Source organism: Dorea sp. Marseille-P4042 (assembly GCF_900290215.1).
Lineage (GTDB): Bacteria > Bacillota > Clostridia > Lachnospirales > Lachnospiraceae > Dorea > Dorea formicigenerans.
Genome location: NZ_OLMI01000003.1, coordinates 158,372 through 173,057, shown reverse-complemented (window position 1 = coordinate 173,057; position 14,686 = coordinate 158,372). Strand labels below are relative to the sequence as shown.

11 protein-coding genes are annotated in these 14,686 nt (G+C 41.2%); all 11 read left to right on the top strand.

The genetic code is table 11. From position 1 onward, the window contains the following. Window positions 1–336 precede the first annotated feature (336 nt). The 11 genes from yiaK (at window position 337) to C7E02_RS14160 (ending at window position 14,684) form a co-directional block, all read left to right on the top strand. The gene (gene yiaK / locus C7E02_RS14210) at window positions 337–1,338 is read left to right on the top strand and encodes a 3-dehydro-L-gulonate 2-dehydrogenase (protein WP_005333608.1); all 1,002 of its coding nucleotides are present in this window, start codon (window positions 337–339) and stop codon (window positions 1,336–1,338) included. Window positions 1,339–1,371: 33 nt separating this feature from the next. Further along, a complete protein-coding gene (locus C7E02_RS14205; RefSeq protein WP_029731182.1) occupies window positions 1,372–2,022 on the top strand; it encodes an HAD family hydrolase in 651 nt (216 codons plus the stop codon). A gap of 16 nt (window positions 2,023–2,038) precedes the next feature. Beyond that, the gene (locus C7E02_RS14200) at window positions 2,039–3,391 is read left to right on the top strand and encodes a citrate transporter (protein WP_105309928.1); all 1,353 of its coding nucleotides are present in this window, start codon (window positions 2,039–2,041) and stop codon (window positions 3,389–3,391) included. A 14-nt stretch (window positions 3,392–3,405) separates the two neighbouring features. Next, window positions 3,406–5,532, top strand: coding sequence for a hydantoinase/oxoprolinase family protein (locus C7E02_RS14195; protein WP_105309927.1), 2,127 nt, complete (start codon window positions 3,406–3,408; stop codon window positions 5,530–5,532). 46 nt (window positions 5,533–5,578) lie between these two features. Continuing rightward, on the top strand, window positions 5,579–6,319 hold the full coding sequence (locus C7E02_RS14190; RefSeq protein ID WP_105309926.1) for a hypothetical protein: 741 nt from the start codon (window positions 5,579–5,581) through the stop codon (window positions 6,317–6,319). A 19-nt stretch (window positions 6,320–6,338) separates the two neighbouring features. Next, a complete protein-coding gene (locus tag C7E02_RS14185) occupies window positions 6,339–6,797 on the top strand; it encodes a YhcH/YjgK/YiaL family protein (RefSeq protein WP_105309925.1) in 459 nt (152 codons plus the stop codon). 142 nt (window positions 6,798–6,939) lie between these two features. Then, the gene (uxuA, locus tag C7E02_RS14180) at window positions 6,940–7,986 is read left to right on the top strand and encodes a mannonate dehydratase (protein WP_005339893.1); all 1,047 of its coding nucleotides are present in this window, start codon (window positions 6,940–6,942) and stop codon (window positions 7,984–7,986) included. Between the two features lie 303 nt (window positions 7,987–8,289). Further along, complete coding sequence (locus C7E02_RS14175) at window positions 8,290–9,564, top strand: substrate-binding domain-containing protein (RefSeq protein ID WP_029731177.1); 1,275 nt, start codon at window positions 8,290–8,292, stop codon at window positions 9,562–9,564. An 87-nt stretch (window positions 9,565–9,651) separates the two neighbouring features. Next, window positions 9,652–11,160 (top strand): sugar ABC transporter ATP-binding protein, encoded by a 1,509-nt coding sequence (locus C7E02_RS14170; RefSeq protein WP_105309924.1) that lies wholly within the window; start codon window positions 9,652–9,654, stop codon window positions 11,158–11,160. An 18-nt stretch (window positions 11,161–11,178) separates the two neighbouring features. After that, window positions 11,179–12,831, top strand: a complete 1,653-nt coding sequence (locus tag C7E02_RS14165; RefSeq protein ID WP_105309923.1) for a galactose/methyl galactoside ABC transporter permease MglC — start codon at window positions 11,179–11,181, stop codon at window positions 12,829–12,831. Between the two features lie 248 nt (window positions 12,832–13,079). Next, window positions 13,080–14,684, top strand: coding sequence for a response regulator (locus C7E02_RS14160; protein WP_029731175.1), 1,605 nt, complete (start codon window positions 13,080–13,082; stop codon window positions 14,682–14,684). Window positions 14,685–14,686 lie beyond the last annotated feature (2 nt).

The following is a 14,686-nucleotide window of genomic DNA, read 5'->3' as shown; positions in this document are numbered from 1 at the left end:
TGACATAAGACAACAAAAAAAGACGATATAGGTGAAAGATTGCAGATAGAGCTATGAAAAGCAGAAGGATTTTCAGAAAGAAAAACTGAAAGTACCTCTGCTTTTTTCTTCATAATCTTCAATAAACTGAAAACGCTTGCATAAAATATGAAAGATTGTTAAAAAATAATCGTTATTTTGTACTAAAATAAATGCCAGGATTTGAGCATAATGCCGAAAAAAATAAAAATACAAGCGTGAAATTGACAAAACAAGTGAAATAAATATAATGAAAAGTAAAGAAAGCGCTTCTATATATTTTCAATAATATTTTCTCGAAATTGAAAGGAGATTCATATGAGAGTTCAATATGATGTAATGGTGCAGGAGTTTGCAAGAGTATTAGAGAAAAAAGGATTCACTCATGAAGATGCCGAGAATGCGGCAATCATTTTCGCACAGAACAGTCTGGCTGGTGTATACTCCCACGGACTGAACCGTTTTCCAAGAGTTGTCAGCTACCTGGAGAAAGGTGAGATTGATCCGAATGCAAGAGCAACTTGTGAGATGAAGATGGGAGCGATTGAACGTTGGGATGGACATCGTGGATTTGGACCTCTGAATGCAAAACGTGCAATGGATCGTGCATGCGAGCTTGCGAAGGAGAATGGAATTGGTTGTGTAGCTCTTGGAAATAATAACCACTGGATGCGTGGTGGTACATATGGCTGGCTTGCAGCAGATCATGGTTGTATCGGAATCTGCTGGTCTAATACAATGCCGAACATGCCTGCATGGGGTGGACTGAACCGCAAGATCGGAAATAACCCGTTGATCATGGCAGTGCCTCGTTCTAATGGGGAACATGCAATGATCGACTGTGCGGTATCTCAGTTTTCTTATGGAAAGATTGAAGATTGCCGTCTGAAAGGACTGAAACTTCCAGTGCCGGGAGGATATGATACAAAGGGAGAACTCACAACAGACCCTTCAGAAATCGAGAAGACATGGCGTGTGCTTCCGATGGGATACTGGAAGGGAAGTGGACTTTCCATCGTGCTGGATCTGATCGCAACAGTTCTTACAGATGGAAACTCTGTATCAAAAATTGGAACATTCGGTGACGAGATTGGACTTACTCAGATTATGATTGCAGTAGATCCTACAAAGTTCAACACAGTGGAGCAGACAGATGCAATTGTAGATGAGATTCTTGCAGATGTGAAATCTTCTGAGCCGATCAAAGAGGACGGAGAAGTTCTTTATCCGGGAGAGTTGGAGCTTAAGAACATCAAAGAGAACAAAGAACAGGGAATCCCGGTTGTTGAAGAAGTGTGGGAATCTGTTCTGAAGATGTAATAATAATTAGGAAATATAGAATAGGAAGAAACAATGATTCAGGGAGTACTTTTTGATATGGACGGGCTTATGTTCGATACGGAAAGAATCGGATACGAAGGCTGGAAATATGCAGGAAAAAAGCTTGGCCTTCATATGAAAGATGAATTGATCGCGTCTTTTCGTGGAACCGGAGAAAAAGAAAAGCGAAGGCATTTCAAAGAAGCATTTGGAAGTGAAGAGTTATATGATGAAGCATTTACGCTTCGGACGGTATATGCAAAAGAATGGATCGATAAGAATGGGCTTCCGGTAAAGAAAGGGCTGGTGGAGTTGTTGGAGTATTTGAAAAGAGAAAATATTCCGGCGGCGCTCGCAACCTCGACAAACCGCAAGAAAGCGATGGGTTATCTGGATATGGCAAATGTAACAGAATATTTCAGTGCATCGGTGTGCGGTGATGAAGTGAAGGCAGCGAAGCCTGCAGGTGATATCTTCATAGCTGCGGCAGAGGCGCTGGGAGTTCCGACAGAGAAATGTCTTGTTTTGGAAGACAGCCCAAATGGTCTGAAGGCTGCAAAAAATGCTGGCTGCAAAGCGATTGTAATCCCAGATCTGTCCCCGGCACCTGAGAAAGAAGAAGGTCTGTGGGATGCGAAAGTTTCGAATTTAAAAGAGGTTATAGAAATCATAAAGAATCTTTGATACAGGAGGAAATATCATGGAATATATTATTGGAATCCTGCTGCTCATCTCATTTGTAGGGTTGGCCGTATACGCAGTGCGCGGCGGCAACCTGATGATGGGTATGCTGATTATGGCAATTATTTGGACAGTGCTTCCACTTATTGGAAATACATTTGCGACAAATCCGGAATTTATTGGTTCTTATCCGGGAATCACGGATATCAGTGTTGTTGATGCAATTACAAAAGTTTTCCAGTCCGGTCCGGAAGGCTGGGGAAATGTACTTGTAAATGTTGTATTTGGTGCATGGTTTGGACGTGTTCTTCTTCAGACAGGTATTGCAGATGCACTGATCCGTAAAGCGGTTGAGCTTGGTGGAGACAAACCGGTTATCATCTGTGTATTACTTTCTACAGTTACAACAGCAATCTTTTCAACATTATTTGGCGCAGGTGCCGTTGTAGCGATTGGAGTAATCATTCTTCCAATCCTTATGAGTCTTGGGATTCCTAAGACACTTTCCATCGGATCCTTCATGATGAGTGTCGGAGCCGGAATGTATTTAAATCCGGTACTTACCGGACAGTTCCTTGGATTCTTCCTTGGAGAAGATGGAAAACAGCTCATCACTTATGATGATCCTGCACGTCTTCACTGGGCGATCATCGGAGTTGCAGTACAGCTTCTTGTAGTAATTGTTATGTGTGTTGTGACACTTGGAAAGAAGAAAACCGTTCATGCATGGAGCGCATCTGCAGCAAGAAAAGCCCGCCCGGGATATGTTCCGACAATTGCTCTGATCGCACCGATCATCCCGGTTGTACTTCTTGTAGTATTTAATGTACCGATCATTCTTGGATTTACAATTGGAAGTTTCTACGCATTATTCGTATGTAAGAAACTGACATCATTTCGCAGTGCATGCCGTGTACTGAATAAGGATTTCTATGATGGTGTTGTTGACACTGCACCGCTGGTAGGATTCCTGCTTATGATTCCAATGTTCAACAAAGCAGCAGAGCTTTGCGTGCCATATTTTAATGCACTTCTTGGAAATATTATTCCGAATAATACACTGGTTATCAGCATTGTATTTGCAGTTCTTGCGCCACTTGGACTGTTCCGTGGACCATTTACACTGTTCGGCTGCGGAGCTGCAACACTTGGAATCCTGAAAGGAATCGGATTCTCCACACCATATCTGTATGCACTGATGGCCATTCCTTCTATTACAATGAATGTATCAATCTGTATGACACAGAGCTGGATTGCATGGGGAGTAAGCTACTCAAAAGTATCCACAAGAGAACATCTGAAGATGACACTGCCATATGCATGGCTTGTATGTATCATTATGCAGGCGATCACATATGTTATGTTCGGTTAAGGAGGGCGTGAAAAATGAGCGATAGAAAAGTACGTATGGGTATTGACGTAGGTGGAACGCATACAAAAGCGGTTGCCATTGACAATGCCACACATGAAATAATTGGAAAATCTTCTGTAAAGACAACTCACGATGATAAAGCAGGCGTAGCAGCCGGTGTTGTAGCAGCATTTCAGAATTGTCTGCGGGAAAATAATATTGACCCGAAAGATGTCATTTTCGTAGCACATTCTACGACCCAGGCAACCAATGCCTTGATTGAAGGTGACGTTGCAAAGGTTGGTGTTGTTGGTGTCGGCCCGAAAGGAATCGGCGGACTCATTGCAAAAGCTCAGACAAATATGAAAGACATCAATCTTGGGTCCGGACGTTTTATCCGTCTTAAGAATCGTTACATCTGTGATGAAAAACTGTCCGACCAGGCTGTGACAGATACGATTAAATCTTTGGTTGGAGATGGTGCAGAGGTTATCGTTGCCAGTGAGTCTTTCGGCGTAGATGATATGGAAAATGAGACTGGCATCTGCAAGATTGCAAAAGACATGGGACTTGAAGCAACAGCAGCCAGTGAGATCACAAAACTTTACGGACTGACAAGACGTACCCGTACAGCAGCGATCAATGCGTCTATTCTTCCGAAAATGCTTAACACTGCAAACTCTACAGAGCAAAGTGTTAAGAGTGCAGGTGTTGAAGTTCCGCTGATGATCATGCGTGGTGACGGTGGAGTTATGGAGATCAGTGAGATGAAAAAACGTCCGGTACTGACCATGTTATCCGGTCCGGCTGCATCTGTTATGGGAAGTCTGATGTATCTGCGTGCTTCTAATGGCGTATACTTTGAAGTAGGTGGAACAACGACCAATATCGGTGTTATCAAAGATGGACGTCCTGCTATCGACTATTCTGTAGTTGGAGGACATCGTACATATATCAGCAGCTTAGATGTACGAGTTCTCGGTGTTGCCGGAGGAAGTATGGTTCGTGCAGATAAGAACGGAGTAAAAGATGTAGGACCACGTTCCGCGCATATTGCAGGTCTTGATTATGCAGTATTTACACCAGAAGAAGAAATCGTAGATCCGAAAGTTGTATTCTTCAGCCCGAAAGAAGGAGATCCGGAGGACTATGTTGCGATCGAATTAAAGAATGGAAAACGTATCACCATTACGAATACATGCGCAGCCAATGTGCTTGGTCTTATTAAGCCGGAATATTTTGCATATGGAAATGCAAATGCAGCAAGAAAGGCAATGCAGCCGCTGGCAGATTACATGGGAAAAACTGTAGAAGAAGTTGCAACTCAGATCCTGACAAGGGCTTACGAAAAGATTGAGCCGATCATTATGAATCTGGCTGACAAATACCGTCTGGAAAAAGACCAGATCAGTCTGGTCGGAGTTGGTGGAGGAGCAGCGGCTCTTATCGGATTCTGTTCTGATAAAATGGGACTGCGCTACTCAATCCCGGACAATGCAGAAGTTATTTCTTCTATCGGAGTTGCGCTTGCAATGGTACGAGACGTTGTAGAACGTGTTGTTCCGAACCCGACACCGGAAGATATCCGCTCCATCAAAGCTGAGGCAATTGATAAGGCTGTAGAAAGTGGTGCGGCAGCAGACAGCGTAGATGTACATATTGAAATCGATCCGCAGACATCAAAACTGACAGCCATTGCCCTTGGATCAACAGAAGTTAAGACAACGGACCTCTTAAAAGAATGTACAGCTAAGGAAGCAAGAGAACTGGCGGCTGAAGACTTGAAGGTTGCTCCGTCAGAAGTAAACGAAGAATGTGCAACAAAGAACTTCTATGTATTTGCTATAGAAGGAAAAGGAAAACATCCGGTTCGTATTCTGGATAAAAAAGGATTTATCAAGGTTCAGAGAAATGACGGAAAAGCAATTCTTTGTAAAGCCGGAAGCTATCGTAATATCGTATCTCAGTTATGGGAAGAGCTTGCAATTTATCAGCAGGACGCAATCCTTCGCCCGGACTATTACATTTGTGCCGGTGCGCGTGTCATGGATTTCTCAGGTTCTGTAGACCTTGATAAGATCATGATGCTGATGGAAGTGGAAATGCAGATGATAGATCCAGGTGATGATGTCATCATCGTAGGAGCAAAGAACAGTTTATAGATCAATCATGATCCGTGGCATCTAAGGATGCAGAGGTATAAAATATATGGGAAGACAGGAAAAGTGGAACAGACTTATAGACGCATTTTCAGGAAAGGGTACTGCCTTTCCTATGCCGGAATATCCCAAAGTTCCGTTTCCGGAAATGATAGAGAAACTGGGGGCTTTGACAGAGGAAGACTGGGGGAAATATGCATTTAGCAGAGAGCCTTTAGAAGGAAGGTTCAGTAACGAGAAAAAAATGCAGTATACGCACAAAGCGAATGATTGCGGTCGAGCGTGGGCTGAAAAAATCGCGAGGCAGTATGGAACGAGAAATCCGGGAGAATTAGCTGAAAAACTTGGGATGAAAGTAAAAACTCCAAAAGTCCCGGTAGGAGGCGGTCTGGTACTCTTTGCTCAATTTGTAGAACCGGATGAGATCACTATTTTTACGGATTGTGTGGATAAAGCTTCAAAATTGGAAGAAGAATGTGGATGCGATCTGCTTCGCAGAGAAAATCTTACCAATACATTGCTTGCTCATGAATTATTTCATGCAGTAGAGGAGCAGCACGTGAAAGAAATCTATACAAGAACAGAAAGGGTAGAACTCTGGAGAAAACCGTTTTCCAATAAATCTATGATTTCCTGTCTTTCTGAGATTGCGGCTATGGCATTCGCAGGGAAACTTCTGGATTTGAAAGTGTCCCCGTATATGTTAGATGTACTTCTCGTGTATTCTTATGATAAGAATGCAGCATGGGGACTATACGATGAAATCATGAATATGACAAAGAAGCAGTAAACACTGCAGGAGGAAATAATTGTTAACAACGAATCTTACATTAGCTGAGAAGTATGATTACCTCAGTGACAAGTTTAAAAAAGCATTTACATTTTTAAGAGAAACGGATCTTGCATCACTTCCGATCGGAAGAACAGAGATTGATGGAGATGAAGTTTATGCAAGTGTACAGAGCTATACAACTATGACTGTAGAAGAATGTGCATTTGAAAGTCATCTGGAATATTTTGATGTACAGTATGTGGTAGAAGGAGAAGAATGCTTTGGGTATGAGCCGGTGAAAAATCTGACACCTTCTATGGACTACGATGCAGAAAGAGACTTGATTTTCTACAATGAGCCAGACAATGCAGGCTCTGTAATCCTGAAAGCCGGAGATTTTGCCATTGTTCCGCCGGAAGACGGACATGCGCCGAGACGTATGACAAAGAATGGTCCGTGTCCGGTGAAGAAGATTGTTGTAAAAGTGAAGCTGTAAAAGGTAGAAGTATGTCATGCAATTGCATGACGCGCACCTCGCGGCAGGAATGCCTCGGCATTCTTGAAGAAAGAAGTATTAAAAAAGCAGTAAAATAACTGAGCAGGAATGCCTCGGCATTCTTGAATAGGAGGAAAATGCAATGAAGAGTTCGTTTCGTTGGTACGGAGACAGTGATCCGGTAACATTAGATAAGATTCGTCAGATTCCGGGGATGCGTTCCATCGTTTCCGCTGTCTATGATGTAAAACCGGGAGAAGTATGGCCGGAAGAAAGTATCAAACATCTGGTAGATGAATGCCGGGAGCATGGATTGATTTTTGATGTTGTAGAATCCATTCCGGTAACGGAAGAAATCAAACTTGGAAGGCCAGAAAGGGACCGTCACATTGAGAATTATTGTGAGTCTATCCGCAGATGTGCAAAATACGGGATTAAATGTGTGACATATAATTTTATGCCGGTATTTGACTGGACAAGAACCCAGCTTGATAAAGAAGCAGAAGATGGTTCCACAAGTCTTGTAATGTACTGGGAACAGATGAAAGGTCTGGATCCATTAAAAGACGATATTCATCTTCCGGGCTGGGATTCCAGCTATACACAGGATGAAGTCCGTGAATTGATTCGTGCCTATGGTGAAATAGGAGAAAAAGGACTTTGGGAAAACATTGAATATTTCCTGAAACGTGTCATTCCGGTAGCGGAAGAGTGCGGCGTTGTCATGGCGCTTCATCCGGATGATCCTCCGTATCCGATTTTTGGACTTCCAAGAGTGATCACATGCGAGGAGAATCTGGATCGATATCTTTCTATTGTGGACAGCCCGGCTAACAGCTTGTGTCTGTGTACAGGATCCCTGGGAAGTTCACCGAAAAATGATATCCCGGCTATGGTACGCAAATATTCTGCAATGAAACGAATCGGATTTATGCATATCCGAAATGTAAAGATCCTTCCGGATACATCATTTGAAGAGTCTGGACATCTGACACAGAATGGCTCGCTTGATATGAATGCAATTGTGAAAGCATTGGTAGAGACTGGATTTGACGGATATTTCCGCCCGGATCACGGACGTATGATTTGGGGAGAAACAGGAAAACCAGGTTACGGATTATATGACCGTGCACTTGGAACAGCTTATATTAATGGATTGATCGAGGCCAACGGTGGAGTGATCGAATAAAATTATAGAAGAGAATACAATATAAAGAGCTTCATACACAGCCTGGAAAGTTGTGTGTGAAGCTCTTTTCGCATGAATGAAAACAGTAGATTTGTTTTAAATGTGCAGATTCGGGTGTTGCGATGAATATGCCGAAAAAAGTAGATATAAGGAAAATGCATAAAAAAATCACTGATTACCATAGAAATTTGATAATAAATACAAAAATATTCTATGTTCTAAACAGAGCATAGTGATTATAATGGAATTAGTTAATTGGTTCAAGGAAAATTGAAGCAAAATGAACAAATGGGAGGAAACAAAATGAAAAAAAGAAGAGTATTAGCAGCAATTATGACAGCTACACTTGCGTTATCACTTGCAGGTTGTGGTGGATCCTCAGGAGATTCTAAATCATCAGGATCATCAGACAGTTCCGTGGCAAATGCAGACAAACCGCTTTGCTGGTTCAACCGTCAGCCATCTAACAGTTCTACGGGAGAACTTGACAAAGAGGCTCTGAACTTCAATGATGATACATACTATGTAGGATTTGATGCTAACCAGGGAGCTGAATTGCAGGGACAGATGGTTGTTGACTACATCAAAGCGAATGCAGACAAGATTGACAGAAACGGTGACGGAGTAATCGGATATGTACTTGCAATTGGTGATATCGGACATAACGATTCTATCGCTCGTACACGTGGTGTTCGTTCTGCTCTTGGAACAGGTATTGATGCAAACGGTGAAGTTGATTCTACACCAGCAGGAACTAACGTAGACGGAAAAGCAAAAGTTGTTAAAGATGCAACTCTTGATGTAAATGGAAAGACATATACAATTCGTGAGCTTGCTTCTCAGGAGATGAAGAACTCAGCAGGAGCTACATGGGATGCAGCAACAGCTGGTAACGCGATTGGAACATGGTCAGCTTCTTTCGGAGAGCAGATTGATGTTGTTGTTTCTAATAATGACGGTATGGGAATGTCAATGTTCAACGCTTGGGCAAAAGACAACAAAGTTCCTACATTCGGATATGATGCTAACAGTGATGCTGTAGCAGCAATCGCTGAAGGATACGGCGGAACAATTTCACAGCATGCAGATGTACAGGCTTACCTGACACTGAGAGTTCTTCGTAACGCACTTGACGGAGTCGATGTTGATACAGGTATCGGTACAGCAGATGATGCTGGTAACTGCCTGACAGAAGGTGAAGACTACAGATACAGTGAAGAAGACAGATCATACTACGCATTAAACGTAGCTGTAACAGCTGACAACTACAAAGACTTTACAGATTCAACAAAGGTTTACGACAAAGTTTCCAAACAGCTTGATTCTTCTAAGAGTCCATCTAAGAAAGTATGGCTTGACATTTACAATGCATCAGATAACTTCCTGAGCTCAACATATCAGCCACTGCTTGAGAATTATGATGATCTTCTGAACCTGACAGTTGATTACATCGGTGGAGATGGACAGACAGAGTCTAACATCACAAACCGTCTTGGAAATCCAAGCGAGTACGATGCATTTGCAATTAACATGGTTAAAACAGACAATGCATCATCTTATACATCACTTCTTAAATAATAAGAGATTGATTATCAGTAAATTAATGAAACAAAGAGGGGTGTCAGAGATGATACCCTTCTTTCGCTAAGAAAAGGAAGCAGGGCTATGACAGAGGATAAGAATAAATACATCTTATCGATTAAAGGTATGAGTAAGTCATTCGGCAGAAATAAGGTTCTAAAACATATTGACCTGAATGTCAAACCTGGAACCATTATGGGACTTATGGGTGAAAATGGTGCCGGAAAATCGACAATGATGAAATGTCTCTTTGGAACCTATCAGAAAGATGAGGGGACAATTATATTAGATGGCCGGGAAGTGAATTTTTCTGGGCCGAAAGATGCACTGGAAAATGGCGTAGCGATGGTACACCAGGAATTGAACCAGTGTCTGGAGAGAAGTGTTATCGACAATATGTTTCTTGGTCGATATCCAAAAAACTCTTTTGGAGTTGTTGATGAAGCAAGAATGAAAAAGGAAACATCAAATCTGTTCCGTCAACTTGGAATAACTGTGAACCTGACTCAGCCAATGAAGAAAATGTCTGTGTCACAGCGCCAGATGTGTGAAATCGCGAAAGCAATTTCATATCATTCTAAGGTGATTGTATTAGATGAGCCAACATCATCACTTACAGCACCAGAGGTAGAAAAGCTTTTCAAAATGATGCGTCAGTTGAAAACACAGGGAATTTCACTGATTTATATTTCACACAAGATGGACGAGATTTTTGAAATTTGTGATGAAATATCAGTACTTCGAGATGGAAGTCTTGTTATGACTAAAGATAGTAAAGATACCGATATGAATGAGCTGATCGCAGCGATGGTTGGCCGTTCATTGGATAATAGATTTCCACCTGTAGATAATGAACCGGGAGAGAAAATTCTCTCTGTACAAAATATTTCAACAAAATATGCACCAAAGATTCAGAATGTATCCTTTGATATCAGAAAAGGAGAGATATTCGGATTTTATGGTCTGGTAGGAGCCGGACGTACGGAACTTCTGGAAACGATTTTTGGAATACGTACAAGAGCAGAAGGAAATGTAATTTATGATGGAAAAGTTATGAACTTTTCCTCCCCGAAAGATGCAATGGATCATGGATTTGCTCTGATTACAGAGGAAAGAAAAGCCAATGGTCTGTTCTTAAAAGGTGATATTACATTTAATACTACCATTGCCAATATGAGCCATTATAAGAGCGGCGTTGCATTGTCTCATGACAGAATGGTACGTGCGACCGCAGAAGAGATCAGAATCATGCATACAAAATGTATGGGACCGGATGACATGATCACAAGCCTTTCCGGAGGAAATCAGCAGAAAGTTATCTTCGGTAAATGGCTGGAGCGTTCACCGAGCGTATTCATGATGGATGATCCGACCCGAGGAATTGATGTAGGTGCAAAATACGAGATTTATGAACTGATTATCAATATGGCAAAGCAAGGAAAGACAATTATTGTAGTTTCTTCAGAGATGCCTGAAATTCTTGGAATTACGAATCGAATTGGCGTTATGTCAAATGGACGTCTGGCCGGAATCGTAAATACAAAAGAGACAGATCAGGAAGAATTATTGAGACTCAGTGCGAAATATTTGTAACAGAGAGGAGTATTAGATATGGCAGAGAACAACGTAATTATTTCGGCTGAAGAAGAAGCAAAGCTTTTAAAGCCGATTGACGAATATGTTGGTAAGATACAGGCTCAGATCGATGCACTTCGTGTAGAAGGATCTGACAAAGTCAATAGTTTAAAAAATCAGATTGCAATTGCAAAAGAGAATAAGAATTTAACAAAAGAGCAGCAGAACAAGATTATTGAGGAAAGCAAAAAACAACTGGAGAAAGCAAAAGCAACAGAGGCTGCAAATAAAGAGCAGATTACAAAGTTGATTGCAGATGCAGAAGGTTATCTTTCCAAGCATTACAGCAGTGAATATTATGACATTGTTGTCAAGAGCTGTGAAGCTGAGAAGAAAGCAGAAAACAGCAGCTTTGAAAAAACTAAAACGCAGCTTCAGGAAGAGCATAAGAAAGCACTTGGAAGCCTGAAAGATGCGGAAGAGATCAAAGCAGAGAAGTATACATATAAGAATAAATTATATGATGCGCAGATGGCACATGAGTCCAGACTTCAGGAAATCAAGGACAGAAAACATGATGCATTTATGCATAAGTTCCATCTGATTGATCTTCTGAGAATGTCAAAATACACATTTGCTCAGAAGCAGGCACAGAAAATTGAAAATTACAAATATACATTCAATATGACACAGTTCCTGTATAAGAATGGTCTGTATATTGTAATTATTCTGATCTTTATTGCACTGTGTATCATTACACCAATTGTGAAAAATACACAGCTCTTTACAGCAACGAATATCCTGAATATCTTACAGCAGGCTTCGCCGCGAATGTTCCTCGCACTTGGTGTTGCAGGCCTGATCCTCTTAACAGGTACCGACCTTTCTGTAGGACGTATGGTTGGTATGGGTATGGTTACAGCAACCATTATTATGCATAACGGAATTAACACCGGTGGTGTATTTGGTCACATTTTTGATTTTTCCAATATGGGAACAATTCCAAAAGCATTATTAGCATTAGGTGTATGTATCATTCTTACAACCGTATTTGCTATGATCGCCGGATTCTTTATGGCAAGATTTAAGATGCATCCATTCATTTCAACAATGGCGAACATGTTGATCATCTTCGGTCTTGTTACATATGCAACAAAGGGAGTTTCTTTTGGAGCAATTGATCCGGCAATTCCGAATATCTTTATTCCAAAGGCAGGAAGATTCCCAATGATTATTTTATGGGCAATCATCGCAGTAGTTGTTGTATGGTTCATCTGGAACAAGACAACATTTGGAAAGAACCTTTATGCAGTCGGTGGAAACCCGGAGGCAGCAACTGTATCCGGTATTTCCGTATTCAAAGTAACAATGGGAGCATTTATCATGGCAGGTATTCTTTATGGATTTGGTTCCTGGCTCGAGTGTCTCCGAATGGTTGGATCTGGTAGTGCAGCTTATGGACAGGGCTGGGATATGGACGCTATTGCAGCCTGTGTAGTTGGTGGAGTTTCCTTTACTGGTGGTATCGGTAAGATTTCAGGAGTTGTAACTGGTGTATTGATCTTTACATCTCTGACATACTCTCTGACAATTCTTGGTATTGATACAAACCTTCAGTTTATCTTTGAAGGTATCATTATTCTGGCAGCCGTTACACTTGACTGTCTGAAATATGTACAGAAAAAATAATAGTTAAAAAAGGCTGTTTACGCAGGTAAACATAAAAGGTGAAAGCCGCCCTGCTCGTCTTATAGATGAAAGGGGCGGCTTTTATAATATAGCAGGAGTCTTAAGAGAATTCCTGCTATATTATAAAAGTCGCTGGCAGTTGTATAATGATTGTTTTGAATCCGGGACATATTTGATATAATGAATGGGGATTAAAAGTTCCCGATTTATGATAAAAAACTTGAAATAGGGACAAAAAGGGGATTAAGATGGAACGATATAAAGTAATTCTTGTGGATGATGAAGAAGAAGTCATTGATGTCATGGAAGCAAAGATTCGCTGGAATGAATTAGGGTTTGAAGTAGTAGGAAGCGCGACAAATGGAGTGAAGGCATTAGAATTGATAGAAAAGCTTCAGCCGGATGTCGTTTTAACAGATATCAAGATGCCTTATATGGACGGACTGGAACTGGCCAGAAGAGTGCGTGCGGATTATCCGAATATATACATTATGCTCTGTACCGGTTTTGATGAGTTTGAATATGCGAAGGAAGCAGTACATCTTGAAATCAAGGAATATATGTTAAAGCCAATCAATGCGGTGGAATTATCAGAATGTCTGACAAGGTTAAAAGATACGTTAGATAAAGAACGGGAAGAGAAGTTAAATGTAAAGAAACTGGAAGATTATTTCCAGGAAGCGCTCCCGGCATTAAAATCTAATTTTTTGATCTCACTGATTGAAGGAAGAGTGAGTGAAGAAGATTACAAGAGATTTCTGACAGCATATCAGATCGATATGAAGGGACCGCTTTTTTGCTGTGTTGTATTTCATACTTCGGCGAATCATGTACCGGAGGGAATGGATTCGCTGCTTTTGTCCATGTCGGTAGACCGGGAAATCAAGCAGAGACTGGCAGAAAAATGGAAGTGTCAGGAGTTTATCTATCTTGGTAATACAGTTTTAGTACTGGAAGTGGACACGGAGGAGAATCTTGTTCAGATTACCGATGAATGTGACAGGTTCTGTCGATGGGCCTATCGGATTATGGGAGCAGTTGTCACAGCAGGAGTAGGAACGACATGTGAAGGCCTTTATGATATCAGTACATCCTATGAAGGCGCCAGGGAAGCAGTTTCCTATAGAGTTTTGTATGGAACAAAGCGGGCAATCAATATTGGAGAAATCGTACCAAAAGAATCGAAAATCCAGACGCAGCAGGAAGAAGCGAGAATGCAGGAGCTATTTCGTGCTATTCATGTAGGCGATGAGGAAGAGATTGAGAAAGCGGCCAGAAAAGAGATTGAAAAACTTCATAAAAATGCAAAGACGATTGGACAGTACAACCTTGCTACCATGGAGATCGTAAGCGGCTACTTTAAATTCTGCTCCAATAATTCACTGGATTTTAATGAAATGTCCGGAAATGTACCGAATTTATATCAAAAAGTATCCCAGATGGATGAAAGTGCACTGACATCCTGGATCATAGGTATGTCGCTGAAAATCAGCGAACAGTTGAAAAATGCCAGAAACAGTACGTCAAGACGTCTTGTGACAGAGGCTCAGAATATTGTGAGAGAAAGATATATGGAGTCAGAGATCACACTTGACGATGTGTGTTCAGCACTTGGAGTTTCCAATTCATATTTTTCTTCTATATTCAAAAAGGAGATGGGAAAATCTTTTATTTCTTATCTGACCGATTACAGGATGGATATTGCGGCAGAGATGATGCTGAATACGACAGAAAAGAGTTATATCATTGCAGAAAAAGTAGGATATCTGGATGCAAATTATTTCAGCTATGTTTTTAAAAAGAGATTTGGGATGTCACCTTCGAAATATCGGAATGAACATTTAAAGAAATAATC